Origin of the sequence: Brachybacterium sp. AOP29-B2-41, assembly GCF_052378395.1 — a bacterium.
Taxonomy (GTDB): Bacteria; Actinomycetota; Actinomycetes; order Actinomycetales; family Dermabacteraceae; genus Brachybacterium.
On the sequence record NZ_JBQSXR010000013.1, the window covers coordinates 54,755 to 80,897 of the forward strand.

22 protein-coding genes are annotated in these 26,143 nt (G+C 70.1%); 3 read left to right on the plus strand and 19 right to left on the minus strand.

Annotated features, from left to right (window positions below; genetic code table 11):
* Positions 1 to 21: 21 nt before the first annotated feature.
* The 13 genes from murG to ACT3T9_RS13175 all read right to left on the minus strand — a co-directional run bounded on the left by murG (position 22) and on the right by ACT3T9_RS13175 (position 15,232).
* Positions 22 to 1,110 (minus strand): undecaprenyldiphospho-muramoylpentapeptide beta-N-acetylglucosaminyltransferase, encoded by a 1,089-nt coding sequence (gene murG / locus ACT3T9_RS13115; RefSeq protein WP_441443618.1) that lies wholly within the window; start codon positions 1,108 to 1,110, stop codon positions 22 to 24.
* Entirely contained in the window at positions 1,110 to 2,669 is a 1,560-nt protein-coding gene (ftsW, locus tag ACT3T9_RS13120) for a putative lipid II flippase FtsW (RefSeq protein ID WP_441443517.1), read from the minus strand. Before ftsW ends, murG begins: the two co-directional genes overlap by 1 nt.
* The gene (gene murD / locus ACT3T9_RS13125; RefSeq protein ID WP_441443518.1) at positions 2,666 to 4,174 is read right to left on the minus strand and encodes a UDP-N-acetylmuramoyl-L-alanine--D-glutamate ligase; all 1,509 of its coding nucleotides are present in this window, start codon (positions 4,172 to 4,174) and stop codon (positions 2,666 to 2,668) included. Before murD ends, ftsW begins: the two co-directional genes overlap by 4 nt.
* Positions 4,171 to 5,271 (minus strand): phospho-N-acetylmuramoyl-pentapeptide-transferase, encoded by a 1,101-nt coding sequence (gene mraY, locus ACT3T9_RS13130; RefSeq protein ID WP_441443519.1) that lies wholly within the window; start codon positions 5,269 to 5,271, stop codon positions 4,171 to 4,173. Before mraY ends, murD begins: the two co-directional genes overlap by 4 nt.
* Positions 5,268 to 6,740, minus strand: a complete 1,473-nt coding sequence (locus ACT3T9_RS13135) for a UDP-N-acetylmuramoyl-tripeptide--D-alanyl-D-alanine ligase (protein ID WP_444606757.1) — start codon at positions 6,738 to 6,740, stop codon at positions 5,268 to 5,270. Before ACT3T9_RS13135 ends, mraY begins: the two co-directional genes overlap by 4 nt.
* 2 nt (positions 6,741 to 6,742) lie before the next feature.
* Complete coding sequence (locus ACT3T9_RS13140; protein ID WP_441443521.1) at positions 6,743 to 8,320, minus strand: UDP-N-acetylmuramoyl-L-alanyl-D-glutamate--2,6-diaminopimelate ligase; 1,578 nt, start codon at positions 8,318 to 8,320, stop codon at positions 6,743 to 6,745.
* Positions 8,321 to 8,322: 2 nt separating this feature from the next.
* Positions 8,323 to 10,158, minus strand: a complete 1,836-nt coding sequence (locus ACT3T9_RS13145) for a peptidoglycan D,D-transpeptidase FtsI family protein (protein WP_441443522.1) — start codon at positions 10,156 to 10,158, stop codon at positions 8,323 to 8,325.
* A 2-nt stretch (positions 10,159 to 10,160) separates the two neighbouring features.
* On the minus strand, positions 10,161 to 10,679 hold the full coding sequence (locus ACT3T9_RS13150; RefSeq protein ID WP_441443523.1) for a hypothetical protein: 519 nt from the start codon (positions 10,677 to 10,679) through the stop codon (positions 10,161 to 10,163).
* A gap of 1 nt (position 10,680) precedes the next feature.
* A complete protein-coding gene (rsmH, locus tag ACT3T9_RS13155; protein WP_441443524.1) occupies positions 10,681 to 11,676 on the minus strand; it encodes a 16S rRNA (cytosine(1402)-N(4))-methyltransferase RsmH in 996 nt (331 codons plus the stop codon).
* Between the two features lie 214 nt (positions 11,677 to 11,890).
* A complete protein-coding gene (gene mraZ, locus ACT3T9_RS13160) occupies positions 11,891 to 12,322 on the minus strand; it encodes a division/cell wall cluster transcriptional repressor MraZ (protein WP_299299844.1) in 432 nt (143 codons plus the stop codon).
* A gap of 543 nt (positions 12,323 to 12,865) precedes the next feature.
* Positions 12,866 to 13,264, minus strand: coding sequence for a DUF3040 domain-containing protein (locus tag ACT3T9_RS13165; RefSeq protein WP_441443525.1), 399 nt, complete (start codon positions 13,262 to 13,264; stop codon positions 12,866 to 12,868).
* Between the two features lie 134 nt (positions 13,265 to 13,398).
* Positions 13,399 to 14,691 carry a DNA polymerase IV gene (gene dinB, locus ACT3T9_RS13170; protein ID WP_441443526.1) on the minus strand — a complete coding sequence of 431 codons (1,293 nt, stop codon included), beginning with the start codon at positions 14,689 to 14,691 and terminating at the stop codon, positions 13,399 to 13,401.
* 55 nt (positions 14,692 to 14,746) lie between these two features.
* Positions 14,747 to 15,232 (minus strand): SAV_6107 family HEPN domain-containing protein, encoded by a 486-nt coding sequence (locus ACT3T9_RS13175; RefSeq protein ID WP_441443527.1) that lies wholly within the window; start codon positions 15,230 to 15,232, stop codon positions 14,747 to 14,749.
* Positions 15,233 to 15,389: 157 nt separating this feature from the next.
* On the opposite strand from ACT3T9_RS13175, the gene ACT3T9_RS13180 reads away from it, so the two are divergent.
* Entirely contained in the window at positions 15,390 to 16,232 is an 843-nt protein-coding gene (locus tag ACT3T9_RS13180; protein ID WP_442331809.1) for a spermidine synthase, read from the plus strand.
* Between the two features lie 229 nt (positions 16,233 to 16,461).
* On the opposite strand, the gene ACT3T9_RS13185 is transcribed toward ACT3T9_RS13180, so the two are convergent.
* Positions 16,462 to 16,665 carry a cold-shock protein gene (locus ACT3T9_RS13185; RefSeq protein ID WP_193104230.1) on the minus strand — a complete coding sequence of 68 codons (204 nt, stop codon included), beginning with the start codon at positions 16,663 to 16,665 and terminating at the stop codon, positions 16,462 to 16,464.
* 275 nt (positions 16,666 to 16,940) lie between these two features.
* A complete protein-coding gene (locus ACT3T9_RS13190; protein ID WP_441443529.1) occupies positions 16,941 to 17,915 on the minus strand; it encodes a proteasome assembly chaperone family protein in 975 nt (324 codons plus the stop codon).
* A 153-nt stretch (positions 17,916 to 18,068) separates the two neighbouring features.
* Here ACT3T9_RS13190 and ACT3T9_RS13195 point away from each other — a divergent pair, with 153 nt between their 5' ends.
* Positions 18,069 to 20,312, plus strand: a complete 2,244-nt coding sequence (locus ACT3T9_RS13195) for a HelD family protein (RefSeq protein WP_444606758.1) — start codon at positions 18,069 to 18,071, stop codon at positions 20,310 to 20,312.
* Between the two features lie 214 nt (positions 20,313 to 20,526).
* Here the strand turns inward: ACT3T9_RS13195 and nrdR are convergent, their stop codons facing one another.
* Both nrdR and ACT3T9_RS13205 read right to left on the minus strand, forming a co-directional pair.
* On the minus strand, positions 20,527 to 21,006 hold the full coding sequence (nrdR, locus tag ACT3T9_RS13200) for a transcriptional regulator NrdR (RefSeq protein WP_442331807.1): 480 nt from the start codon (positions 21,004 to 21,006) through the stop codon (positions 20,527 to 20,529).
* Between the two features lie 28 nt (positions 21,007 to 21,034).
* Positions 21,035 to 21,430, minus strand: coding sequence for a peptidoglycan-binding protein LysM (locus ACT3T9_RS13205; RefSeq protein WP_441443532.1), 396 nt, complete (start codon positions 21,428 to 21,430; stop codon positions 21,035 to 21,037).
* 170 nt (positions 21,431 to 21,600) lie between these two features.
* On the opposite strand from ACT3T9_RS13205, the gene lexA reads away from it, so the two are divergent.
* Complete coding sequence (gene lexA, locus ACT3T9_RS13210; protein ID WP_441443533.1) at positions 21,601 to 22,296, plus strand: transcriptional repressor LexA; 696 nt, start codon at positions 21,601 to 21,603, stop codon at positions 22,294 to 22,296.
* A 43-nt stretch (positions 22,297 to 22,339) separates the two neighbouring features.
* On the opposite strand, the gene ACT3T9_RS13215 is transcribed toward lexA, so the two are convergent.
* Together ACT3T9_RS13215 and hflX are read right to left on the minus strand one after the other, a co-directional pair.
* Positions 22,340 to 24,361 carry an ATP-dependent DNA helicase gene (locus ACT3T9_RS13215; protein ID WP_444599553.1) on the minus strand — a complete coding sequence of 674 codons (2,022 nt, stop codon included), beginning with the start codon at positions 24,359 to 24,361 and terminating at the stop codon, positions 22,340 to 22,342.
* Positions 24,362 to 24,430: 69 nt separating this feature from the next.
* A complete protein-coding gene (gene hflX, locus ACT3T9_RS13220) occupies positions 24,431 to 26,005 on the minus strand; it encodes a GTPase HflX (RefSeq protein WP_441443535.1) in 1,575 nt (524 codons plus the stop codon).
* Between the last annotated feature and the right edge of the window lie 138 nt (positions 26,006 to 26,143).

Here is a 26,143-nt window from a genome sequence, read left to right on the forward strand (position 1 = left end):
CCGCTCGCCGGGTGTCCCGGGTCAGGCTCGGCGTGCGACCCCGGTCACCACGTCGGCCATCACCTCGGCGGCATCGGTGATGCCGAAGGCGCGGGAGGCCGCCGCCATCGCGGACAGCCGGTCGCGGTCGCGCAGCAGCGGCAGCACCTGGTGGCGGAGGTGGGCCGCATCGAGCTCCCCATCGGCGACCATCAGGGCGCCGCCTGCGGCGACCACCTGCTCGCCGTTCAGCGCCTGCTCACCGTTGCCGATGGGCAGCGGCACCAGCACTGCGGGCAGGCCGACGGCGGTGAGCTCGCAGACCGTCCCGGCACCGGAGCGGGTCAGTGCGAGATCCGCGGCGGCGTAGGCATCCTCCATCGCGCTGACGTACTCGACCACCTCGTAGCCCTCGAGCTCGGGCAGCCCTTCGGCCTTGCCGCGACCGGTGACGTGCAGGATCTGCGCGCCGTCCTCGATGAAAGCGGCAGCAGCGTCGGCCACCGCCGTGTTCAGGCGCAGGGCCCCGAGGGAGCCACCGGTGGCCAGCAGCACCGGGCGGGCGGGGTCCAGCCCGAATCCGCGCACGGCCTGTTCGCGGCGAGCTGCGCGGTCTAGGTGGGCGATCCCCTCTCGCATCGGCATCCCGATGCGGCGCGCACCTGGCAGGCTCGAGCCCTCGAAGGCGGTGAGCACGGCGGCGGCGCGGCGGGCACCGAGCCGGTTGGCCAGGCCCGGCCGACGGTTCGCCTCGTGGACCACCAGGGGGCGTCGCAGCGAGGCCGCGGCGAGGTAGGCGGGCGGGCAGACGTAGCCGCCGAACCCAGCCACCACGTCGATCTCCCGCTCCCGCAGCAGGGTGCGGACGCGGCCCAGGGTCGCGCCGAAGCGGCCAGGGAATCGCAGCGCGTCCCCGTTCGGACGGCGCGGGAAGGGCACCTTGTCGATCGTGACCAGCTCGTAGCCGGCTGCGGGCACCAGATCGGCCTCGAGCCCCTCCCGGGTGCCGAGCACGATCACCTCCGCCTCGGGGCAGCGACGGGTGATCTGAGCGGCGGTGGCCAGCAGCGGGGAGACATGCCCGGCGCTGCCGCCCCCGGCCAGCAGAATGCGGGGCGTGGTGGTGGACATCATGACTTCCGGGAAGAGGGAGCGGAGCCGCGGCCCGAGCGCCGCGAGCGGGAGGAGGATCGCTTGACGGGCTTCGCCGCCGGCGCGCCCTTGGTCGTGGTCGCGCCCTTCGCTGTGGTCGCGCCCTTCGTCGCATTCGAGCTCTTCGTGGCCGACGTCGCGCGCTTCGTCGTCGCTGCGCTCTTCGCCTGCGCGGCGCGCTTCGTCGCCTTCTTCGCGCCCCGGGGGGTGCGGCGGGTCGCGGCGGGTGCACCGGATGCAGCGCGCTCACGCGGCGCCGGCAGCACGCTGATCGAACGGCGCACCGAGCTGAGTCGGGCTCCGATCGCCTCTGCGGCGCCGGGCTCTCGCCGGGCGAAGGAGAGCAGCACGCCCAGTGCGGTCATCGAAGCGAGCAGAGCGGAGCCACCGGCGGAGATGAATGGCAGCGGCACGCCGATCACGGGCAGCAACCCGGTGACCACCATCATGTTCACGAAGGCCTGACCGAGCAGCCAGGCGCTGATGCCGGCCACGGTGATCTGCATGAAGTGGTCATCCAGGCGGGTGATCATGCGGAACATCAGCAGGGCGAGGACCGTGAACAGCAGCAGCACGCCGAGGGTGCCGATCAGCCCGAGCTCCTCGCCGATGATCGCGAAGATGTAGTCGTCCTCGGCGGCGGGCAGGCGTCCCCACTTCTGGCGGGACTGCCCGAGGCCCACGCCCCACCATCCGCCCTCGGCGAGCCCCATCAGGCCCTGTTCCGACTGCAGGCAGGAGTCGCCCGGGCAGGTGCCGTGGAGCCAGTTGTTGATGCGCGCCATGCGGTTCCCGCTGGTGACGGTGAGCGTGATGACTCCGACCAGTCCCGCCGCTCCGGCGGCCATGAACCAGCGGCGCGGTACTCCTGCGACCCAGACGGCGCCGGCGACCAGCATGCACATCACCAGCGTGGTGCCGAGGTCATGGCCGAGCACGACGAGCCCGAGAGCGGCTGCGACGCCCGGGGCCAGCGGGACGATGAGGTGGAAGGGTCGATGCAGGAGCGGGCGCTTCATCGCCAGCAGCGCACCGATCCAGACGGCGAGGGCGAGCTTGAGGAACTCCGAGGGCTGGAGGCGCTGGGAGCCGATCTGGATCCAGTTGCGGTTGCCGTACGCCTCGACGCCGAGGCCCGGGACGTGCACCAGGCACTGCAGCAGGAGGCCGACACCGAACAGGATCCAGGCCGCCTTGCGGTAGAACCCGGGCGGCATCAGAGCCGCGGTGACCAGCGCTACCAGGCCCATCCCGGCGAAGGTGCCCTGGCGCAGCAGGCCGGCGAAGCCGGAGTCGCCGCGGGAGATGTTCCCGACCGAGCTGGAGGACAGCACCATCACCAGGCCCACGCTGATCAGCAGCGCTCCGACCACGATGAGTCCGTAGAAGTCCAGTGCCGGGGACTTCAGCCAACTGCCGATGCCGTCTCGGACGCGGCCACTGATGTTCCCCAGCGGGTGCTCCTCATCAGGGCGCACCACGCCGGCGGAGCGGCGGGCGTCCCCGCGGGGTTCCCGTCGGGTCTCCTCCATCGTCATGCGCGCTCTCCTGGCAGTCGGGCGACGGCCGCCGCGAACAGATCCCCCCGCTCCGCGTAGTCACGGAACTGGTCGATGGAGGCGGCGGCGGGAGCCAGCAGCACCACGTCCCCCGCGGAGGCGAGGGCGCGGGCGGCCTGCACCGCGTCGTCCATCATCCGGGTGCGCCCGGCGACATCGTCAGTGTCGCCCGGATCGATGCGCCGGACGGGGACCTCGGGTGCGTGTCGTGTCAGGGCGGCGGTGAACGGAGCGTCGTCGGCGCCCAGGAGCACCACGCCGACCAGGCGGTCGTGCGCTCCCGCGATCAGCGCGTCGAGATCGGCGCCCTTGGTGTCGCCGCCGGCGAGCCAGACCACCCGCTCGGCGGAGCGCAGTGACGCGGCGGCCGCGGCGGGGTTGGTCGCCTTGGTGTCGTCGACGAAGCTGATGCCGTCGATGGTGGTGAGGTGCTGGGCGCGGTGGCTGCCCATCCGATAGGCGCGCAGACCGTCCCGCACCGCGCGGGGGTCGACGCCGTGCGCGCGGGCGAGAGCCGCGGCGGCGAGGGCGTCGAGCACGAGATGGGGCCCGGCGCCCTGCGGGCCCAGGTGAGCGAGATCGGCCAGGGTGGCGAGCTCCGCGGCGGCGTGGCGTCGTTCGGCGAGGAAGGCCCGGTCCACCAGCACGCCGTCGATCACGCCCAGCTCGGAGACCCCGGGCGGCCCGAGTGTGAGGCCCACGGCGCGTGCCCCGTCGACCACGTCCGCCTCCTCGACCAGGTAGAGGGTGGTCGGATCTGCGGCGTTGTACACGCACGCGGTGCGCACGCCCTCGAAGATCCGTCCCTTGGCCGCGGCGTAGGAGTCCGCGCCGCCGTGCCAGTCGAGGTGATCGGCGCTGACGTTCAGCACCACTGCGGCCTCGCAGTCCAGGTGCTCGGTCCAGTGCAGCTGGAAGCTGGAGAGCTCGAGGGCGAGCACGTCATATCCCTCGGGGTCCAGAGCGGCCTCGATCACCGGCAGTCCTACGTTGCCGCAGGCGACGGCGCGCAGCCCGGCATGCTGCAGGATCGATTCGAGCATGGTGACGGTGGTGGTCTTGCCGTTGGTGCCGGTGATGCCGAGCCAGGCGGGGCCGTCGGCCGTCTGCATGCGACGAGCCAGCTCGATCTCGCTCCACACCGGAATCCCGGCGGCCTGCGCCGCGGCCAGCAGGGGCTGATCAGGGCGCCACCCCGGGGAGGTGACCACCAGGTCGATCTCGGTGTCCTGGGGCAGCTCGAGCGTGTGCTCCCGGCCCAGGCGGAACTTCACCCCGAGCACCTCGAGGATCTGAGCACGCTCGCGCAGCTCGGGGGTGTCGGTGCCGTCGACCACGAGCACGTGGGCGCCGCGCTGCATGGTCTGGTCCGCGATCGCGTATCCGGAGACCCCGAAGCCGGTCACCAGGATCCGCAGTCCGCTGACGTCCAGTCCCGGCCAGGACCGCTCGAGCACGGGGATGCCGGGGGCGCCGGTGGTCATGACGTGAGCCTGGGCAGGGCATCCAGGTAGAAGATGCCCAGACCGATGCCGGCGAGGATCCCGGCCACGATCCAGAAGCGCACCACGATGGTGACCTCGTTCCAGCCCTTGAGCTCGAAGTGGTGCTGCAGAGGTGCCATCCGGAACACCCGCTTCCCGGTGAGCTTGAAGCTGGTGACCTGGATGATGACCGAGAGCGAGATGATCACGAACAGCCCGCCGATGATCGCGCCGAGGACCTCGGTGCGGGAGACGATCGTCAGGCCGGCGATCGCGCCGCCGAGGGCGAGCGAGCCGGTGTCGCCCATGAAGATCTTGGCGGGCGAGGTGTTCCACCACAGGAAGCCGACGCAGGCGCCGATGATCGCCGCGCACAGCACCGCGGTGTCCAGCGGGTCCCGGGCCTCGTAGCAGTGCACCACTCCCCCGGCGTCGAGGTCGATGTTGCAGACCTGACGCCACTGCCAGAAGCTGATGATCAGGTAGGCACCGGTGAAGATGATCGTGGCGCCGCTGGCCAGACCGTCGAGCCCGTCGGTGAGGTTCACGCCGTTGGACCAGGCGGCGACCAGGAAGTTCGCCCAGATAGCGAAGAGCAGGAAGCCGACCACGCTGCCCAGGAAGGCCAGGTCCAGCCAGGGGATGTCGCGCACGAAGGAGATGTGGGATGAGGCCGGGGTGGCGCCGTTCTCGTCCGGGAACAGCAGTGCCAGCACGGCGAAGGCGGTCGCGACCACGAACTGCCCGAGGAGCTTGTACCGCGGCCGCAGCCCGGTGCTGTCCTGCTGGGAGATCTTCAGGTAGTCGTCGAGGAAGCCGACCACCCCCAGGCCCACGGCGAGGAAGAGCACCAGCAGCACCGAGACGCTGGGTGGGGTCCAGAGCACCAGGTGGGTGAGGAAGTAGGCCACGAGAACCGCGAGGATGATCGCGACGCCGCCCATGGTCGGCGTCCCGCGCTTGGTGGCATGCGAGGTGGGGCCGTCGTCGCGGATGAACTGGCCATAGCCGCGCCGCTCGAGCACCTTGATGAACAGCGGGGTCCCCAGGATCGAGAGGGTTCCGGCAATAGCGCCGGAGATGATGATCGCGATCACTGGTCGTCTCCGTTCTGCGTCTGGCCACCGAGGTCGCCGCGCCGGGAGAGGCGTTCGACGAGGGGGGCGGCGATATGCCGCAGTCCTGCATCACGCGAGGACTTCAGCAGCACGGCATCGCCCGGCTGCACCGTACGTTCTAGCACAGCGATCGCCTCGTCGACGGTGTCGAGGTACTCGGACTCCCCGCCGAAGCTGCCTTCGAGGCTCGCCCCGTGGTGGATCGGGGCCGCGCCGTCGCCGATCGAGTACAGCTGCCCGATGTTCAGGCGCACGGCGAGCCGGCCGATCTCGTCGTGCAGCCGCACGGTGTCAGCGCCCAGCTCGAGCATCTCGCCGAGCACGGCGATGGTGCGGTGGCTGCGGCCGAGGTGGGCGAGGGTCTTCAGCGCCTGCCGCATGGAGTCGGGATTGGCGTTGTAGGCGTCGTCGATGATCAGGACGCCGGCCGCTTCGAGCACCTGCATCCGCTGACCGGAGGCGAGGGTGGCACCCTCGAGCGCCTCGGCGGCCGTGGCGGGGGCGACCCCGGCGGACAGTGCGGCGGTGAGCGCTGCGAGGACGTTCGCGCCCTGGTGCTCGCCGAGCAGATCCGGGTGCACCGCGTACCGGCCGGCGGCGATGGGCTCGCCGCGCAGCGTCGTGAGTCCCTCGGGGACCACCAGGTCGAAGCGCACGCGGGCGCGCTGGTCCAGGGAGAGGTCCGCACCGCGGACGTCGCCGGTGGTGAATCCCCAGCTGACGATGGGGGCGGCGGAGCGCTGGGCCATGGCGGCGACCAGTCGGTCCTCGGCGTTGAGGATCGCGCGGCCACTCGGGACGAGCGCCTCGATCAGCTCGCCCTTGGCCTGGGCGATCGCGTCGATGCTGCCGAACTCGCCGATGTGGGCGGAGCCGACGTTGAGGACCAGCGCGATGTCGGGCCGGGCTATCGCGGTGAGCTCGGCGATGTGGCCGATCCCGCGGGCACCCATCTCGAGCACCAGGTAGCGGGTCTCGGATGTCACGCGGAGCACGGTCAGGGGCAGCCCGAGCTCGTTGTTGAAGCTGCCGGCGGGTGCCACGGTGGGCCCGTGCGCGGAGAGGATCGTGCCCAGCAGGTCCTTGGTCCCGGTCTTGCCGGCGCTGCCCGTGACGGCGAGGACCACCAGCTCCGGGTTCTCCTCGCGGGCTCGTTCGAGCTGGACGCGGGCGAGTGCGGTGAGTGCGGACCGCACGTCCTGGACCTGCACCGCGGGCAGGCCGCGGTCCTCGGTGACGAGCGCGAGCGCAGCACCGGCACGCTGGGCGGCGTCGAGATAGTCGTGGCCGTCGACGTGCTCACCGTGGAAGGCGGCGAAGAGGTCACCGGGCGTCACATCCCGGGAGTCGATCTGCGCGGTGCCGGTGACCAGCTCATCACCCGTGGCGCCTCCCACGAGGGTGCCGTCTGTCAATGCGGCGAGGTCCCGTGCCGTGATCTGGAGCATGCTCAGCGTCCTTCATCCATGTGGTCGGCGTCGGCGCCTCCGCGCGTGGTCGGTGCACCTCGCAGTGCATCCCGCAGTCGGAGGCGATCATCGAACGGCTGGACGATACCGCCGATCTGCTGTCCGGTCTCGGCTCCCTTGCCGGCGACGAGGATGGTGTCGGACACGTCCGCCAGCGACGCCGCCAGGAGGATCGCCTCCCCGCGCCCATCTACCTCGTGGACCTGCGCGTTCGTGCCATCAGGGATGCCCTGGAGCACCTCGCGGCGGATCGAGGCCGGGTCCTCGGTACGCGGGTTGTCATCCGTGACGATCACCACGTCCGCGAGGCGTGCAGCGATCTCTCCCATCGCCGGTCGCTTGGTCCGATCGCGATCGCCACCGGCCCCCATCACGACCAGCAGCCGCCTGGTGCCGGGGACCGCGCGCAGCGTGTCGAGGGCCTGTTCGAGGGCGTCAGGGGTGTGGGAGTAGTCCACGACCCCGCGGACAGGGCCCTGGGTCACCGACTCCATCCGGCCGGGAACCGTCCCGGCCTCGCCGAGCGCCCGCACGACGTCAGGGCCGGTGTGCCCCAGCGCCGCCAGCAGCAGTTCAGCCGCCAGGGTGTTGGCGACGTAATGGCGTCCCGGCAGTGCGGCGTGCAGCTGCCTCGTGCCCCCGGGCCCGTCGACGACGAATGTCGAGCCGTAGCCGTCCGCGCGGATGTCCCGCGCGCGGTGGTCCGCGTCGATCTCCGGCCGGGTGGTGTAGGTCCTCACCGGAATCTCGGACTCGCGGGCGAGCCGCTGACCCCAGGCGTCGTCGACGCAGATGATCCCGCGGCGTGCATGGGCCGGGGTGAACAGGGTGCGCTTGGCCTCGTAGTAGTGCTCCATGGTGCCGTGGAAGTCGAGGTGGTCCTGCGTGAGATTGGTGAAGCAGGCGACGTCGTAGACCACCTCGTCGGCACGGTGCAGCACCAGGGCGTGGCTGGAGACCTCCATCGAGACCACCGCGACCTCATCCTCGACCATGCGGGCCAGGAGACCGTGCAGCTCCGGCGCCTCGGGGGTGGTGCGCACGGTCGCGATCTCGTGATCCGTGCGGTGGGCATCGCGATAGCTGGTGCCGCTGGTGCCGATCGCGCCGGCCGGCACCCCGAGCTCGAGCAGGGTGCGGGTGATCGCGGTGGTGATCGAGGTCTTGCCATTGGTCCCGGTCACACCGACGGTGGCGAGCTTCGAGGCGGGACGGCCCTGGACGAGGGCCGCCGCGGTGGCGGTGGCCGCGCGGGGGTCCTCGACCACCAGGGCCGGCAGTCCCGCGGCTTCGCACCGGTCCCGCCCGGCGGCATCGGTGAGCGCCATCGCAGCTCCCCGGAGGGCGGCCTGGTCGGCGAATTCGGCGCCATGCGCGTTGGCGCCGGGCAGGGCGCACCAGAGATCCCCGTCTTCCACAGCGCGCGAGTCGAGGGTGACCCCGCGCAGCGTCAGATCGTGGCCTGGCGCCAGGGTGTGGAGGGCGCGGGCAAGGTCCGCCGCGCTCGCACCGTGAGGGTGGCGCGGGCGGGCGGGTTCGGGGACGGGCTCTGCCGGCACGATCACTGCTCTCCCCACTCGTTCTCGAGCTCACGGCCGGTGACGCCGGTCGGCGCAATGCCCTGGTTCTGCAGGGCGAAGGTGGTCAGCTCCGAGAAGGCGGGTGCGGCGGCCCGACTGCCGGAGATGAAGGTGTTCAGGCCGAAGATGAACACGCCGACCACGATCTCCGGGTCATCGGCGGGGGCGAAGCCGATGAAGGAGGCGGTATAGGTGCTGTCCCCGACCTGCGCGGTACCGGTCTTGCCCGCGACTGCGTAGCCGGGCACCGCCGCGCTGGAGGTCTCGTCATCGACCGAGTTGTCCATCAGCTGCTGCATGGTGTCCGCGGTCTCGCTGGAGACCACGCGAGTGCTCTCCGGCTCGCCGAGCGGGCGTACGGAGCCATCGTCCTCGCGGATCCCAGCGATCAGCGAGGGCTGGACCCGCACCCCGTCATTGGCGAAGGTGCCCACCGCGGAGACCATCTGCAGGGCGTTGACGCTGTATCCCTGGCCGAAGGCGGTCGTATAGCGGGTGCGGCCGGTCCACTCCGCTGCCGGGTGGACGAGGCCTGCGGACTCTCCGGGCAGCTCCACGCCGGTCCGCTCCCCCAGCCCGAAGGCCCTGAGGTAGTCGTGACGGACCTCGGGGGTGAGGGTCTCGGAGATCTGCACGGTGCCGACGTTGGAGCTGTTCTTGAGCACGCCCGCGAGGGTCAGCTGCTGGTCCGGATGGTGGTGCGAATCCTTGATGCGGTGGCCGTCGAACCACTTCTCATAGGGGATGTCGTACTGCGTCTCGGGGGTGACGGTCCCCTCTTCGAGCGCGGCCGCGATCGTGAACAGCTTGCCGGTGGAGCCCGGCTCGAAGACGTTGGAGATGGAGCGGTTGCCCCGGTCCTGCTCCTCCGCGTCTCCCGGCTTGTTGGGGTCGTAGCTGGGGTACTCCGCGAGCGAGAGGACCTCGCCGGTCTTCGCGTTGTAGACCACGGCGCTGCCGCCGGTGGCTCCCCACTGCTGGACAGCTCCGGCCACGATCTGCTGCGCCTTCCACTGCAGGTCGCGGTCGATGGTGAGCACCACGTCGTTGCCGTCGACGGCCGGGGTGGTCTGCTGCTTCCCGGTGGGGATGATCTGCCCCTGGGCGCCGCGCTCGTAGGTGGTCTTGCCGTCGGTGCCCCGCAGCTCCTCATCGAAGGAGAGCTCGGTGCCGGCCAGGGCCGTGCCGTCATCGCCGACAAAGCCCAGGACGTTGCCGCCGACCGATCCGGCCGGGTAGATCCGATCAGCCACCGGGGTGGAGCCGATCCCAGGGATTCGCAGGGACATAGCCGCGTCCCGCACCTCGGGGTCGACGTTCTTCTGCAGGTATGAGAATCCGGCGTCGCCGGTGAGCGCCTCCTCGGTCTCCGAGACCGTCCATCCCAGCACCGGGGCGAGCGCTGCGGCGGCGGCGTCGACTCCGGTCACATCCGCGGTCTTCGAGGTGGCGAGGTACTCGTCCACCTGCATCTGGTTGACCCACAGGTCGTAGCGCTGCACGGAGCTGGCCAGGGCGGTCCCGTTGCGGTCGGTGATCTCGCCGCGAAGGGCGGGGATGGTGCGGGTGACGGTGCGCTGCTGCACCGCCTCCTCGGCGCGTGCGCTCGCATCGAGACCCTGTACCCAGATCAGGCGACCGGACAGGGCGAGCACCGCGACCATGATCAGGCACACCAGCAGGCGGTGCCGGGTGGAGGGCTCGCCCAGACGAGCCTGCGGGAGCCGAGCTCGCGCGGTGCCACCGGATCGGGGACGACGGGAGCCCGCTGCGGAGCGGGGGGTGTTCTTCCTGCCGTTCCTGCGCGGTGACGTCATCCTCAGGCCCCTTCGTTGCCCATGCCGTGGTAGGCGTCGGGCTCGTCGTAGATCTGAGCCGGCGGCACGGCGACCTCTGCGGGTACCGCTGCGAGCTCAGGGTTGGCCTCAGTCTGCGCCGTCGGAGACGTCTCTCCGATGATCTGGCCCGTGTCGAGGTCGATATATGCCGGATCCGACACCGGGACCATGCCGATCTCGCGCGCCTGACGCTCGAGCTCCTGGGGCGTGCCGAGGCGTTCATTGGTCTCCGCGAGCGCCTGGCTCTCCTCGTTGAGTCGCTGGGACTGGCCCTGCAGGCGGTTGATCTCGTAGCTCGCGTCCGACATCTGGATGTTGAGGTAGAGCAGCGCTGCGAGGGTCGCTGCGACGATGAGCGTGCAGAGCATCGTGAACGGCATCGAGCTGCCGGCAGCCTTCGGGGTCGCGACCACCGTGAGGCGCGGGCGCGGGGCGGAGGCCGGCTTCGCTCCGCGGACCGGGCGGATCGCGGGCGCATGAACGGCTGTGGTGCTTGCCATCTCAGTGTGCTCTCTCAGCGGGTCGGGTACGGGTCAGTGCGCGGAGGCGGACGGAGGCGGCACGGGAGTTGCTGCCGCGCTCGGTGTCATCAGCCTGGAGTGCGCCGCGCACGATCGGGACGAAGGACGGCTTGTGCTCCTCGAGCTCCACCGGCAGTCCGGGAGGGGCCGAGGATCGGGTGCGTCGCGCGAAGGCCGTTTTGACCAGACGGTCCTCGCCGGAGTGATAGGACTCCACGACGATGCGGCCGCCGACGTGGAGGCAGTCGAGCGCCGACTCGATGGCGGAGGCGAGGATCTCGAGCTCCTCGTTGACCGCGATCCGCAATGCCTGGAAGGTGCGCTTGGCGGGATGGCCGCCGCTGGCCTTCGAGGAGCCGGGGATCGCCCGGTCCAGCAGCTCGACGAGTTCGCCGCTCCGGGTCAGCGGAGCGATCTGTCGCTGCTCGACGATGCGACGGGCGATCCGCTTGGCGAAGCGCTCGTCGCCGAGGTCGTGGAGGATGCGGGAGATCTCGGCCTCGGGCAGATCGCGCAGCAGATCCGCGGCCGTCGGTCCCTCAGAGGCCGTGTCCATCCGCATGTCCAGCGGGGCATCGACCGAGTAGGAGAAGCCGCGGTCGGTGGTGTCGATCTGAAAGCTCGACAGGCCCAGATCCATCATCACGCCATGCGCGCCGGGGAGGCCCAGCTCCTCGAGCACCCCGGGGATCTCGTCATAGGTGGCGTGGACGAGCGTGGCCCGGTCCCCGACCCCCTCACGGTCCAGCCGGCGCCGTGCGAGCTCGAGAGCCTCGGGGTCGCGATCGATGCCGACGAGTCGTGCGTGGGGAGCAGCGTGGAGGACGGCGGTGGCGTGGCCGGCCATGCCGAGCGTGGCATCGACGTACACCGAGCCGGGCTCCTGGAGAGCCGGGGTGAGGAGCTCGACCGAGGTGGCCAGCAGGACGGGGACGTGCCGTTCTTCTGCCGGCAGGTCGCGCTGTGTCTCGTCCATGTCACCTCTCCCCTGGGTCCTGTACGTGCTGTTCGTGAAGAGCGGACCCCTGCGGGCCCTCCCTGTCTGTCTTTCCTGCCTGCCTGTCGACCCGCATCCTGCTCGCGGTGCCGTCCTGCCAGATTCCTCGTCGTTCCCGACCCGCCACCGGGGAAGTTGCGTCGGGGCGGGAACGACGAGAGGTCTCACAGGACGGAGAACCCTCGGGTCGAGCTCAGAACAGGCCGGGGATCACCTCTTCGGAGGTCTCCGCGAAGCCCTGCTCCTTCTGTTCGAGATAGGCGTCCCAGGCCGGGAGCGACCAGATCTCGAGGCGGTCGAGCGCGCCGATGACGGCGCATTCCCGGTCCAGATCCGCATAGGTGCGCAGATGGCCCGGGATGGTGATGCGGCCCTGCTTGTCCGGGATGACGTCCTCCGCGCCGGACAGCAGCACTCGCAGGTAGTCGCGGGTGCGCTGATCGGTGGTGGGGACCCGACGGGCCTCCTCGAGCTTCTGGCGGAACTCCATGAGCGGGTACACGGCGATGCAGTGCTCCTGTCCACGAGTCATGACCAGCCCCGAAGCGAGCTCGTCCCGGAACTTCGCCGGAAAGATCAGGCGTCCTTTCTCGTCCAGCTTGGGCGTGAAGGTGCCGAGGAACATCAGCGCCCTCCTTCACTCACCGAGCCTCACGATCCAGAACCCATCTCCTTCCAACACGCTCCACTTTACCCCACTACCCCCCACCAGATGCCACATATGCGGGAGATCTCCTCCCCTTCTCCACGAACGCCGCAGGTCACAGCCGTGGGGCGAGGTGGGGGGAATTTCCCGTGCGGCGCGTCTCAGGCGGTCTTCTCGGGGTGCAGTCGCCAAGACTGCGAGCACTCTCAGCAGAGAACTGGCAGGTCAGAGAGCCACGACCGGCCAAGGGGCGTGGTCGTGGGGGCCTGTGGAGGGAGAGGGAGGTGCGCGGTGGAGCGATGTGGGGAATGGGGCGGAGATCATCGTCAGGCGCAGCCCGACCGGCAGGTACGACCAGCCTCAGCGGCGAGACTGGAGGACGCCTCGGCACCGCCGGTGCCGGTGCCGGCAGGACTTCACCCGGCTCCGGACATGACGATGCCCCGGCTCATGAGAGCCGGGGCATCGGAGTCTTTGGGCACATCTGTGGGCACAGCAGTGCCGTGCCGTGGTGGGGAGAGGTCAGAGGCGGGGGTCGTCCCCCGCGCGCTTCTCCCAGCGCTCCTCCAGCTTGCGCATGAAGGTGCCGTCGCCACCGGAGGTGGTCGGGCCGGAGCCTCCACCCCCACCGCCGGGCGAGTCGTTGCCCTCGGAGGAGCCACCGGGAGCGGTGACCGCGTAGACCGCGCCGGTCAGCATGCCGATGAAGGCGATCACGCCGAGCCAGACAGCTGGCAGGCTGACGGCGAGCACCAGCACTCCCAGGCCTACGACGACAGCTCCCAACCCGATGAGGATCCGACGCCCGCTGCGGCGCGGCGGCGGCTTTGGCGCGAAAGCTCGCGCGAGACGCGGATCGTCGGCGAAAAGCTGACGCTCCATCTCGTCGAGCATCTTCTGCTCGTGTTCAGACAGCGGCATGATCCCGCTCCTTGTCCCGTCCTCTCGCGCCGGTCGGCGCACCGTTCACCGTGTGAGAAGGCATTGCCCTCATCGGCGGTCTCCCCAGTTTAGAGCGTGTTCCTGGGTTATGGGAACTTTCCCTCCGTTAGGTCTCAGAACAGACCATCACTGGGCTCTCCCGAGCCGTGCGGAGCGCCCTTCTCCGGCGCCGCGCCCTCAGCTCCTGACGCGGTGCGCTGCGACCCGCCCTCCGCGGGACCGAGGGTCGAGCCGCGGCTGAGGCTGTGGGCGCCGAAGCGCTCCATCGCCTGGTCCATCGCAGCTTCGAGGTCGTGCCATCCGGCGGACCGTGCCGACAGCTCCGCCTGCATCGGGACCCCGGCAGCCGGCTCGAGGTGGGTCGCCCGCACCCCCGCCAGGCGGACCCGCGGCAGAGCATCGCGTTCACGGTCCCACAGGGTGACCACCTGTTCGCGCAGCCGTTCCCCGCTCGCCGTCGGCAGATCGAAGGTCGAGGAGCGTGTGATCGTGGTGCCGTCGGGGGCGCGGAGCTTCAGCACCACCGTGCGGGCGACGAATCCTCCGCGACGCAGTTGCCGCGCGACGTCGTCCGCCATCTGGGTGATGCGCCTGCGCACCTCCTGCGCGTCGGTGAGGTCCGCGTCCCAGGTGCGCTCCGTGCCCAGTGAGCGGTCCCGCGTCCGATGGCCGAGCCCCGTGCGGTCGCTGCCATCAGCCAGGGCCGCGACCTCCCGTGCGCGTGGCCCTAACGCTCGCGTGAGAGTGGTGGACGGGATATCTCGGAGCTGACCCACGGTGCGCACCCCGATCCGCTCGAGCGCGGACTGCGCCTTGGGGCCGATCCCGGAGATCACCGACACCGGAAGCGGGGCGAGAAAGGCTGCGGTGTCATCCGCAGGGACGATGAGCATGCCGTCGGGCTTCGCCTGGGCCGAGGCGATCTTCGCCACCGCTCGGGAGACCGAGCCACCCACCGAGCTGGGCAAACCGAGCTCGTCACGGATCCTCCGCCGCAACAGGTCCGCGATCTGCTCCGGCTCCCCGAAGAGGCGGCGCGCTCCGCGCACATCCAGGAACGCCTCGTCGACGCTGATCTGCTCGACATCCGCGACGACGTTGCCCAGCAGCGCCATCACCTCGGAGGAGATCTCGCGGTACACGTCGATGCGGGGAGGGACGATGACGAGGTCCGGGGCCAGGCGCCGCGCCGAGGCCATCGGCATCGCCGAACGGATCCCCCGGGTGCGTGCGGGATAGCTGGCTGCAGCCACCACGCCTCGGGCCCCGGCGCCGCCGACCACGACGGGCAGGCCCCGCAGGCTCGGGTCGTCCCGCACTTCGACGGAGGCGAAGAAGGCGTCCATGTCCAGGTGCAGGATCCCGGGGATCTCATGTCCGGGATCCTCGTCCGCGCGCAGGTTCATCAGCACCTCCCTCGAGCTCGCACTGTACCGGGGCTGGAGACGACCGCTCGGTCCCTCAGCCCGCAGCCGTGAGATCTGTGATGTGCGCGGGAAGATCCTCGAGCAGTCGCTGGGAGATCTGCGTCAGGTGGCAGGCGGTCTCCTCGAGGTGCCGCTCCAGCAGGTCCGGGTCCGGCTGAGCGGAAGGATCCCGATCCAGCCGTGTTCGCTCCGAGACCAGCGGGGCCAGGCGCTCAGCACGCTCGATGTCCTCCCCGCCGAGCCGCGCGAGCGCGGTCCACACGTTCAGCGGCAGAGGCCGGCGGCGCTCCCGATTGGCTCGCGCCACGAGCACCCCGGCGCCGCGCAGCGCAGCGCGATGGGCGAGCTCGAAGGCCTCTCGCGGATCCTCCTGGACCGCCGCCCGAGCCTGCTGCAGCAGGTCCCGTGCACGTTCGAGATCCGCCTGGTCCTGGTCGAGCCGGGCCAGGCGCAGTCGCAGCGAGGGTGCACTGACGGAGAGGACTGCGGCTCCTCGGCGGCGGGATGTCGTCGGTGTCATCGGGCTCCTCCTCCTGGTGCACGGCGGACGGCGCTTCCTGCATCGCCCTGGTACCGAGAACGCTAGAGGCGGGGTGTGACATTCGACGCCGCGCCGGGGCTGCTGTGGACCACCGGCCACTGGGGAGGAACGGTCGACGATCTCCTAGAGTGGGGCGATGTCCCGACGTGACCGCTCGCGCCGCGCTGCCTTCGAGCAGCTCGGACCGCTCGATGCCCTGATCCCCATCTCCACCGGGAGCGCCCGGTTGACCCTCGAGAACGATGGATCGGTCCTGCTGGATGTCAACGGGGTCCCCTCCTCGCACCTCCACCCGGACCCCGAGCACCTGGTCTTCGAGTACATGCGGTGGATGCTGCTGGTGATCGACCGACATCTCGAGGGCCATGAGAGCGCAGGCACCGGGCCAGCGATCCAGCTCGCGCATCTCGGCGGCGGCGGCTGCTCTCTGCCACGGGCGATCGCCTCCCGGCATCCGCGCTCACGCCAGATCGTGGTGGAGATCGACGAGCTGCTCGCGCAGCACGTGCGGATCTGGTTCGACCTCCCCCGCTCCCCACAGCTTCGAGTGCGCACCGAGGATGCCCTCAGCGCCCTGACCTCCTGGCGCGAGGACCGCTTCGACGTGCTGGTGCGGGATGTGTTCTCCGGCTCGCTCACGCCGCCGGAGCTCATCACGGTCCAGGCCGCAGAGCACGCGGACCGGGTGCTCCGCAATGGCGGCATCTACCTGGCCAACTGCGCCGCCCCGCCCGGGACCGGGCTGATGGCCGACGAGGTCGCCACTCTGTCCGCTGTGTTCCCGCATGTCGGCGTCATCGCCGAGCCGGCGCACCTCTCGGGCAAGCGGCGGGGGAACTGCGTTCTGCTCGCCTCACGTCGGCCGCTTCCTGAGGCCATCGACCGGGATCTGCGCTCCGATGCCGTCTCGGTGCGTCTGGCCCGCTCGACGCAGGTCGACGCCCTCGCCCGGGCCGGACGGGTGCTCGGGGCGGCCTGACGTGGTCTGGGCCGCCTGACGCACGCGGAGCTGCCGGACGTAGGCGCGACTGCCGGACGCGCTCGGAGCTGCGCGACGTACGCGCGACTGCCGGAGGCACTCGGGGCCGATGAGGCGCCCAGGGCCCTGACCTGCCCGCAGGCGTGCGGCCCCGCCCAGATGACAGCGAACCGGGCAGGAGCGCAATGCTCCTGCCCGGTCCGTGAGAGTTTCGCGGGGACGCCGTCGGTCAGACCGGGCGGACCTGCTCGGCCTGCGGGCCCTTATCTCCCTGAGTGACCTCGAACTCCACGCGCTGACCTTCGTCGAGCGCGCGGTAGCCATCCATGTCGATCTTGCTGTGATGAACGAAGACGTCTGCGCCGCCTCCGTCGATCTCGATGAATCCGAAGCCCTTTTCGGCGTTGAACCACTTGACCGAGCCCTGTGCCATACCTGTCACCTTCTGTGTCGTCCTTCATCGATCGCACGACGCGATCGCGGTGCCGCGTGAAGCCGTCCCCCGCCGAAGCGGGTGGCGCATTGGTGCATGCCGTACTGCTGTGCCGAGGCACCGTCGTCGGACTGTCCTGCTGGACCTGCATCACCGCAACGCCGCCATTCTGTCACGACCGTGGCCCGGTTCACACGGACTGAGGCAAGACGTGATCACGAAGACGTAACGAACTGGGTCACGAGGTGGCATCTGCTACGCGCGGGACGCGGCTCTCAGCCGGGGAACGGCTCGTCCGGGGAATTCCCGTCGTGGTCGGCGAGGAAGCGCTCGAAATGCTCGCCGATCTCCTCCGCGGTCGGGAGATCCATCGTGGTCGCGAGCGGCGACTGGTCGCTCTCGCTCATCGCGTCGTACTGCTCCTCGAGGGCGCTGACGATCTGGCGCACCTCCGAGTTCTGGGCGAGGGTCCCCTGCAGCGCGACCGTGGCCGCATCGGTGAGGTCACCGAGGTGCACCAGCGGAAGATCGAGCTCAGCCGCTTCGCTGACACGGCGCAGCAGCGCCAGCGCGCCAGCCGGGAAATCGGTGCGCGTGAGGTAATGCGGCACCTGTGCCGCATAGCCCATCGCCGGATGGCCCGCCCGCCCCAGCCGGTGCTCCAGCAGAGCGCTGAACGCGGCCGGGATGATCAGTTCGCCGGGCTCCTCGTCCCCGCTCTCCGGAGCGGTGCCGGGCGCTGGCGTGGGGCGAGTGTTCGGCCGACCCAACAGCGCGGGGTCGTTCGCATGGGCGAACAGACCGATAGGTCGGGTGTGCGGGACCGCCATCGGCACCGCCTGCATGCCCACCACCCGCTCCACATCGAAGAACTCGACCAGATCGATCAACGCCTCCGACAGCCGGCGCCACTGGAGATCCGGCTCCGGGCCGTCGAGGAAGAGGAAGGGACGATCACGTTCGTCATACATCAGCGACAGCGTCAGCTCAGGCAGCTCGACATCCACGTAGGAAGTGCCGTCGAAGGTCGCGCGGGGGCGGGCACCTCGGTAGTCCAGCAGCTCATCAGTGTCGAAGGACACCAGTCGCAGATGGCGCAGCTCGTCACGCAGATAGGTCGCCGCGATGCGGCAGGCATTGCCCGCATCAACCATCCCCGGCAGGGCGTGGACCAGGGTGAGGCCCGATCGCGGAACGGCCTCGAGCACTTCGGTGGCTTCGAAGCGGTAGAGATCTCGGGGGTCGCGCATCGCGGTCTCCTCCCTCGCGGCCGTCTGGATGCTGGTGACCTGATGGCACGCGCACCCAGGCCCGTCCACCATAATGGACCACCGTGCTTCGCCGACCCGGGGTCCGCCCGGTGAAGGCGCGGCGCGAGGACGCAAAGGTGGAGAGGCAGAGCTGTGGACGACGCTGAGGGACAGATCGCCCGGGAGATCGCGCGCGAGCAGGCGTATGCCGACCGGCTCTACACACGACTCGACGAGCTGATGGTCCAGGTCGAGAGCAACCTGGATCAGATCCAGGGATCTCAGCACGCCTCGACCCACCAGAACCGCTCCGAACGGGACTCGTTCACGGCGCTGTACGAGGACCGTCTGGCGCTGCTGCGCTCGGTCGCCCGCAGCGTGGTCTTCGGACGGTTGGACATGGATGACACCGCCCGTCACTACATCGGCCGCATCGGTCTGTTCACGGCGGAGCGCGAGCAGCTGCTGGTGGACTGGCGCGCCCCGGCTGCGGCCGCGTTCTACCGCGCGACCAGCACCGAGCGGCTTGAGGTGCGGCTGCGCCGTCATCTGATCAATCGTGGTCGCACCGTGATCGGTCTCGAGGACGACGTCCTGGACCAGACCGTCCTGGATGATCCCGACCACGACGTGGTCCTCCAGGGCGAGGGCGCACTGCTGGCCGCGGTCTCCGGCAAGCGCACCGGGCGCATGGGGGACATCGTCGCGACCATCCAGGGCGAGCAGGACCGGATCATCCGCTCCGAGAACCGCGGGGTGATGGTGGTCCAGGGCGGCCCCGGCACCGGCAAGACCGCGGTCGCGCTGCACCGCGCCGCCTACCTGCTCTACACCCATCGTCGCCGCCTGGAGCACACGGGTGTGCTGATCATGGCGCCGACGCCGGGGTTCCTGCGGTACATCGAGCGGGTGCTGCCGAGCCTCGGCGAGTCCGGGGTGGTGATGCTCACCCCCGGCGAGCTGTTCCCCGGGGTGGAGACCTTCCTGCACGATGACGACGAGGTGGCACGTCTCAAGGGCGACAGCGCGATGGCCGAGCTGCTCTCGCGAGCGGTCAAGCAGCGTCAGGTGGTCCCTCAGGAGGACGTCCAGCTGCGCATCGACGGCACCCCCATCACGCTGACCCGAGAGGTGATCCGCGCCGCGCGCAGGGAAGCTCGCGCCACTCACAAGCCGCACAACTCCGCGCGCGCCGTCTTCGTGCGCGCTGCGATGGACCGGCTCGTGGACAAGTACGAGAAATCGCTCCGCAGCCAGGGCCACACTGTGATCCCCGAAGATCGGGCGGACCTGCTCGCAGATCTCCGCAACAACCCCGAGGTCAAGCGTCAGCTGAACCTGGCCTGGCTCCCCTACACCCCGCAGGGATTCCTCCGGATCCTGTTCTCCCGCCCCGAGCGTCTGCGGGCGGTCGCCCCCCACAGCCTCGCAGACCGGGTCGAGCTCCTGGTGCGGCCCAAGGATGCACCCTGGACCGTCGAGGACGTCCCCCTGCTCGACGAGGTCGCGGAGCTCCTCGGAGAGGACTCCGCACCGGCCGAGGCGCGGGCCCGCGACGATGCCGAGCGCCGCAAGGCCGACGTCGACTACGCCCGCAGGGTCATCGAGAACGTCGACACCTCCGGGATGATCCGGGCCGAGGACCTCGCAGACCAGGTCAGTCAGGTCAGAGACGGGCGGACCCTCGCCGAACGCGCCTCCTCGGAGCGCAGCTGGACGTACGGGCATGTCGTGGTCGACGAAGCCCAGGAGCACTCGCCCATGAGCTGGCGCGCGCTCATGAGGCGTGCGCCCACGAAGTCATTCACGGTGGTCGGGGATGTCGCGCAGACTTCCTCCGCCGGCGGCACCGACTCCTGGTCGGCCGCGCTCTCGCCCTATATCCAGGATCGCCTGCAGATCGAGCACCTCACGGTCAACTACCGCACCCCGAGCCGGATCATGGACCGTGCGGTGGCGATGGCCCGCGCGCACAACCTGCCGGTGACAGAGGTGAGCTCGGTGCGCGAGGGAGATCGTGATCCCCGCATCGAGCGCACCGAGGAGTCCTCGCTCACCGCCCGGACCGCTGACGCGGTGGTGACGGTGCACCAGGAGCGACTGGGACGTCTCGCCGTGATCGTGGCCGACGAGCGCATCTCCGCGATCGCCGCCGAGCTCCGCTCCCGCAGTGGGCTGCCGAAGGTGGGCGTGGGATCCGCGGGCGTGGACGACGAGATCGCCGTCATGTCGGCGCAGGACGCCAAAGGGCTCGAGTTCGATGCTGTCGTGCTGGTGGAGCCCGCTGAGCTGATCGACGCCCACGGGGCCGGGGATCTCTACGTGGCGATGAGCCGATCCACCCAGCATCTCGGAGTGGTCCATGCGCGCGCACTTCCTGCCGGCATGGCCGGCTGAGGACCACCCCGTCCGCTCACCCGCTGACCGTCCAGCAGACGAGGATCGGCGGCCGTGGCTTCCCCTCCACGACCGCCGATCAGGTGTGCGCTGCAAGAGCGCACGAGGGATATCTTAAGCACAGGAACAGGTGCTCAAGCGCCAGATCCACAAAATCTACGAAACCCGCACGATCCGGCGGCGGATGCATCCCTGCGATCCCGCTCAGCTCGGCTCAGACGGAGGTCTCCTCGACACCCGCCCCATGCAGGCCCTCGGCACGCAGACGTGCGATGGCGGCCTCGAAATCCTCGAGCGAGTCGAACGCCTGGTACACGCTCGCGAAGCGCAGATAGGCCACGACATCCAGTTCCTGGAGGGGCTGCAGGATCGACAGGCCGACCTGATGGGCATCGATCTCCGCGAGCCCGCTCGAGCGAATGTTCTCCTCGACCCGCTGGGCGAGCATGGCCAGCTGGTCGTCGCTGACCGGACGCCCCTGGCATGCCTTCCGTACTCCGGAGATCACCTTCGCCCGGCTGAACGGTTCGCTGACCCCGGAGCGCTTGAGAACCGACAGCGACGCGGTCTCCGAGGTGGAGAAGCGCCGCGAGCAGTTGGGGCACTGGCGGCGCCGACGGATCGTCGCACCGTCATCGGACGTGCGCGAGTCGACGACACGCGAATCGGAGTGGCGACAGAACGGACAGTGCATCCACTCAGGGTACCGGCATCGGATCCGCTCAGCGGATCGCATCCCCTGAGACGGGCAGCTCGATCTGCTGGCCCGCGGTCACACGGCCGGTGGGCAGGTGGTTGAGGGTACGCACCTCAGCGACGAACTCCTGCTCGCTCATGGCCTCCGGAGCGAACTCCTCGGCATAGCCCCAGAGGGTGTCTCCCGCCTCGACCGTGATGGTGACGGGCTGCTGGGAGTCGGTCCCTGCCAGCGCCGCAGGAAGATCCACCGTCAGCAGCACGGCGGCAGCCACGAGCAGTCCCAGCAGGAAGGCGAGGCCAGCGAGGAGGAAGCGTCCCCGACGGGTGGGGACGAGTCGAACGCGTGCTCGATCTGCACCCTCGACGCGCTGCTCGCGCTGCGCCGGAAGAGAGAGGACCGTGGCGGTTCCAGTATTCATATCCGAACTCCTGTTCGATCGAATGTATGTGCGACTGTAGCCCGACGTTCCGGCGACACGCAAGGGAAACATCGAACACATGTTTGGCTTCTGCCTCACGCCGCCCTACGCTGGGTCACACCACATACGGAACCGCGAGGGTCCGACAGACGACGCCAGGAGGCCTCACGATGACGCCGAGCACCCCCAAGCCGATCCGGTCCCGCGGCGAGGCTCCCGCCGATGAGCGCACCGAGGGGCTCAGCCGGCGGCAGAGGCTGATCCTGGAGACGATCAACGCTGCGGTCGCCTCACACGGCTATCCGCCCACCATGCGCGAGATCGGCGATGCCGTGGGGCTGACCTCCTCCTCGTCGGTGGCCCATCAGCTGCAGTCGCTCGAACGCAAGGGCTTCCTGCGCCGCGATCCCAAGCGCCCGCGGGCGATGGAGGTCGTGATGCCAGAGGCGGATGACGCCCCCGCGCCCCTGCCGGTGACCGAGCTCAGCCCGAACTCCGTGACGGTGCCACTGCTGGGGAGGATCGCCGCCGGTGTACCGATCACCGCCGAGGAGCAGATCGAGGATGTCTTCACCCTTCCCCAGCGTCTGGTGGGCGACGGCGACCTCTTCCTGCTCCAGGTGGTCGGGGATTCGATGATCGACGCCGCCATCTGTGACGGCGACTGGGTGGTCGTCCGCTCGCAGAACACCGCGGAGAAGGGCGAGATCGTCGCGGCGATGATCGATGGCGAGGCCACCGTCAAGACGTTCGTGCAGCGCGACGATCACGTCTGGCTGATGCCGCACAACCCTGCCTTCGCACCGATCCTGGGCGACCATGCCGAGATCCTCGGGAAGATCGTGGCGGTGCTGCGCGCGATCTGAGCCCCCGCTCGATCCGGCGCCGGGGCTGCAGCGACGCCCTGCGTCAGCTCTCGGAGAGGCGTCGCAGCGCGCTGATCGCGACCTCCGGGTCCGTGGTCGGCCACAGCGGGGGCATCGACTCCCGCAGATAGCCGCCGTAGCGAGCGGTCGAGAGACGCGGATCCAGCACCGCGACCATCCCGCGGTCCGCCGTGGAGCGGATGAGCCGCCCGGCCCCCTGGGCCAGCAGCAGGGCCGCATGCTGGGCCGAGATCGACATGAAGCCGTTGCCGCCCCGCTGTCCGATCCGCTCCTGGCGGGCTGCGGTGAGCGGATCATCAGGCCGGGGGAAGGGGATCCGGTCGATGGTGACCAGGCGCAGCGAACGTCCGGACACGTCCACGCCCTGCCACAGGGTGAGGGTTCCGAACAGGCTCGCATCCTCCTCGTCACGGAAGGTGCGCACCAGGTTCGCCATCGAGTCCTCTCCCTGCACCGCGATCGTCAGGTCGAGCCGAGCTCGCACATGCTCGGCGGCGAGCTCAGCTCCCCGCCGCGAGGAGAACAGGCACAGCGCACCGCCCTGAGAAGCCTCGACCAGCTCCGTGAGGTGGTCGAGCATTGCCGCGGAGGGCCCCTCACGCCCCGGCTGCGGAAGATGACGAGCGGTGTAGAGGATCCCCTGCCGGCGATACTCGAAAGGACTGCCCACATCGAGTGCCGCCCAGGCGTTGGCATCCTCCCGCGGCGGCAGCTCCGCCGGGTCCATCCGCGCGGCGCGAGCCAGCCCGACCTCCCCGGCAGCGGGTTCGAAGCGGCCCCCGAGGGCCAGGGTGGCGGAGGTGAGCACGGCAGTGCGGTCCTCGAGGATCGCACCGCGCATCGCACCCGCGACGCTCAGCGGAGCCACCTGGATGCTCGAGCGCCCGGTGGCCTGGGAATGCGAGATCGAGACCACGTCATCCTCATCGGGAGCGGCGAGCCGTTCGCAGACGTCGATGATCTCCTGGAGGTTGGCGCGAACCGTCTTGCGCGCGCCGGCGGAGGATTCGTCCCCCGCATCCTTCGCGTCCGAGTGGGCGGTGCGGGCCTCGACCCGGAGCTGGGTGACGGCGTCCCCGAGCCGCGCCGGGAGATCACCGATCACGCGCCCGTCGGGAGACAGCTCGAGGGCTTCGCGCAGCTCTTCGGAGGCGTCGTCCAGCGCCGTCCCGGCCACCCCGAGGCCACGCAGGTCCCGCACCGTGCCTCGGAGCATGCCGGGGGTGAGCACATCGGTGACGGCGCTGGTCACCCGGGCGGAGAGATCGTGCGCCTCGTCGAAGACGACCACATCGTGGTCGGGGATGATCCCGTGGTTGTCGAAAGCATCGATCGCGAGCAGGGCATGGTTGGTGACCACGATGTCGACCTCGCGCGCGAGCTCTCGGCTGCGCTCGGCGAAGCAGTCCTCCACCATCGGGCAGCTGCTGCCGATGCACTGATTGCCGGTCACGGAGACCTGGCGCCAGGCGCGGTCCGAGACGGCATCCTGGAGCGAGTCTCGGTCCCCGCTGTCCGTCTCCTCCGACCACTCGCGCAGGCGCCGCACCTGGTCTCCCAGGCGCTCGCTCCCGGTGCGGGCAGGATCGGTGGAGGCCTCGGCGAACAACGCCCCCGGATCCACGTCGACCGGATAGCCGCCGGCGATCTTGTGCTTGCACAGGTAGTTGGCCCGCCCCTTGAGCAGCGCATAGGTGGGCGTGCGCGGCAGATGCGGGGCCACCGCCTCGACCAGGCGCGGGAGGTCCTTGCGGACGATCTGGGTCTGCAGCGCGATGGTCGCGGTGGAGATCACGACCGGACGCCCGCTGACCAGTGCGTGACGCAGGGCCGGCACCAGATAGGCGAGCGACTTGCCGGTGCCTGTGCCTGCCTGCACCAGCAGATGGCGGCCGCCGGACATCGCCAGATCCACGGACTCCGCCATTGCCTGCTGGCCCGGACGGGGCGCTCCGCCGATCGCTGTCACGGCGGCGTCCATCAAGGTGGACAGGGGGATCTCACCAGCCGCGGGGGACGCGGGATGGTCGGTGGCGGCGGTCATCCGGTCAGGGTATCCGCGTCCGGTCCCGCGCCGTCTCAGGCTCTGCCCGACAGGCCGCTCTGCTGCGGCTCAGGCCACACCCCGGAGCTCGGCGGCGAGTGCCTCCTCCACGCGGGCATGGAGCCTGGTGCCCTCCATCAGGTGCTCCTCGGCGAGAACCTCGCCGGTGGAGTGGACCCGGGAGATGAGATCTCCGCGGGAATAGGGCACCACCAGGTCGATCTCCACGGCAGGACGGGGCAGGCGCTCAGCGATCAGCTCGCGCAGCTCCTCCATGCCCATCCCGGTGCGGGCAGAGACGACGATGCTCGTGCCGACCTGGCTGCGCAGCCGCGCGATGGTCTCCGGCTCCGCGACATCGGCCTTGTTCAGCACCACGATCTCGGGGACGTCGAAGCCCTCCAGCTCACCGAGCACAGCACGCACCGCGGTGATCTGCCCCTCGGGGTCCGGATGCGAGGCGTCGACCACATGCAGCAGCAGGTCCGAGCCTCCGACCTCCTCGAGGGTGGAGCGGAAGGCCTCGATCAGCTGCGTGGGCAGATGCCGCACGAAGCCGACCGTGTCCGCGTAGGTGAACTCGCGACCGTCCGGGGTGGTCGCTCGCCGCACCGTCGGGTCCAGCGTTGCGAACAGCGCGTTCTCGACCAGCACACCTGCGCCGGTGAGGCGGTTCAGCAGGGAGGACTTGCCTGCATTGGTATAGCCGGCGATGGCGACCGCCGGCACTCGGTGGCGCGCGCGATCCGCTCGCTGGGCAGCCCGTCCCGGCGCCATCGCCTTGATCTCGCGGCGCAGCTTGGCCATGCGGTCGCGGATGCGTCGCCGGTCCAGCTCGATCTTCGTCTCACCCGGACCGCGCGAGCCCATGCCCGCTCCGGCACCGCCCACCTGGCCGCCGGCCTGCCGGGACATCGACTCGCCCCAGCCACGCAGTCGCGGCAGCAGGTACTCGAGTTGCGCCAGCTCGACCTGCGCCTTGCCCTCGCGGGACTTGGCATGCTGGGCGAAGATGTCCAGGATCAGGGCGGTGCGGTCGATGACCTTCACCTTGACGATGTCCTCGAGCGCGCGGCGCTGGCCCGGCCCGAGCTCACCGTCAGCGATCACGGTGTCGGCTCCGTTCGCGGCGACCAGGTCGGCGAGCTCTGCGGCCTTGCCCTTGCCCAGGAAGGTCGCCGGGTCGGGGTGTGCACGGCGCTGCAGGACGCCGTCGAGCACCTCGGAGCCGGCGGTCTCGGCGAGCGCCGCCAGTTCCTGCAGGCTGACCTCCGCGTCCTCAGCGTTGCCCGAGGTGTAGAGGCCAGCGAGGACCACCCGCTCGAGGCGCAGCTGGCGGTACTCGACCTCGGTGACGTCCTCGAGCTCGGTGGACAGGCCCGCGACGCGTCGAAGAGCCTGCCGGTCGGCGAGGTCGTACTGCTCACCGTCGGCGTCAGAGCTGAAGGTCACGGAGGAGACCGAGGCGTCCGCGCGCGAGAGGATCCGCTCGGTGAGGGCGTCACGGGGACGGGACGAGGCCGTCGGGGCGGACTCTGCGGGGCCATCCGCGCTGTTCGAGTGCTCCGCGGCCCCGGTCCTCCCCGTGCTGGTCCCGTCGACGTCGGAGTCGGAGTCGGGTTCGGGATGGAAGGCGATGGGCACGGTCGGGGTACTCCTTGGCGTCGGGGAACTGCAGTGATCCCAGAGTCCCACGTCCGCACCCGCCGGTCGAGTGATTTTGCGCAGGGCGGAGCAGGCGTGAGCGTGGGCCATGACGCTTCTGCTCGGCACTCCTCCTCT

What these genes read in the sequence shown, in the direction of transcription:
- mraZ (WP_299299844.1), bottom strand. Translation starts at nt 12,322, where the DNA reads ATGTTCCTCGGCACCTTCACGCCCAAGCTGGACGAGAAAGGACGCCTG.
- ACT3T9_RS13190 (WP_441443529.1), bottom strand. Translation starts at nt 17,915, where the DNA reads ATGCGCGACCCCCGAGATCTCTACCGCTTCGAAGCCACCGAAGTGCTC.
- ACT3T9_RS13180 (WP_442331809.1), top strand. Translation starts at nt 15,390, where the DNA reads ATGTCCCGACGTGACCGCTCGCGCCGCGCTGCCTTCGAGCAGCTCGGA.
- ACT3T9_RS13215 (WP_444599553.1), bottom strand. Translation starts at nt 24,361, where the DNA reads ATGACCGCCGCCACCGACCATCCCGCGTCCCCCGCGGCTGGTGAGATC.
- ftsW (WP_441443517.1), bottom strand. Translation starts at nt 2,669, where the DNA reads ATGACGATGGAGGAGACCCGACGGGAACCCCGCGGGGACGCCCGCCGC.
- lexA (WP_441443533.1), top strand. Translation starts at nt 21,601, where the DNA reads ATGACGCCGAGCACCCCCAAGCCGATCCGGTCCCGCGGCGAGGCTCCC.
- ACT3T9_RS13185 (WP_193104230.1), bottom strand. Translation starts at nt 16,665, where the DNA reads ATGGCACAGGGCTCGGTCAAGTGGTTCAACGCCGAAAAGGGCTTCGGA.
- ACT3T9_RS13145 (WP_441443522.1), bottom strand. Translation starts at nt 10,158, where the DNA reads ATGACGTCACCGCGCAGGAACGGCAGGAAGAACACCCCCCGCTCCGCA.
- murD (WP_441443518.1), bottom strand. Translation starts at nt 4,174, where the DNA reads ATGACCACCGGCGCCCCCGGCATCCCCGTGCTCGAGCGGTCCTGGCCG.
- ACT3T9_RS13135 (WP_444606757.1), bottom strand. Translation starts at nt 6,740, where the DNA reads ATGCTCCAGATCACGGCACGGGACCTCGCCGCATTGACAGACGGCACC.
- murG (WP_441443618.1), bottom strand. Translation starts at nt 1,110, where the DNA reads ATGTCCACCACCACGCCCCGCATTCTGCTGGCCGGGGGCGGCAGCGCC.
- dinB (WP_441443526.1), bottom strand. Translation starts at nt 14,691, where the DNA reads ATGAACCTGCGCGCGGACGAGGATCCCGGACATGAGATCCCCGGGATC.
- ACT3T9_RS13150 (WP_441443523.1), bottom strand. Translation starts at nt 10,679, where the DNA reads ATGGCAAGCACCACAGCCGTTCATGCGCCCGCGATCCGCCCGGTCCGC.
- ACT3T9_RS13165 (WP_441443525.1), bottom strand. Translation starts at nt 13,264, where the DNA reads ATGCCGCTGTCTGAACACGAGCAGAAGATGCTCGACGAGATGGAGCGT.
- rsmH (WP_441443524.1), bottom strand. Translation starts at nt 11,676, where the DNA reads ATGGACGAGACACAGCGCGACCTGCCGGCAGAAGAACGGCACGTCCCC.
- nrdR (WP_442331807.1), bottom strand. Translation starts at nt 21,006, where the DNA reads ATGCACTGTCCGTTCTGTCGCCACTCCGATTCGCGTGTCGTCGACTCG.
- ACT3T9_RS13175 (WP_441443527.1), bottom strand. Translation starts at nt 15,232, where the DNA reads ATGACACCGACGACATCCCGCCGCCGAGGAGCCGCAGTCCTCTCCGTC.
- ACT3T9_RS13205 (WP_441443532.1), bottom strand. Translation starts at nt 21,430, where the DNA reads ATGAATACTGGAACCGCCACGGTCCTCTCTCTTCCGGCGCAGCGCGAG.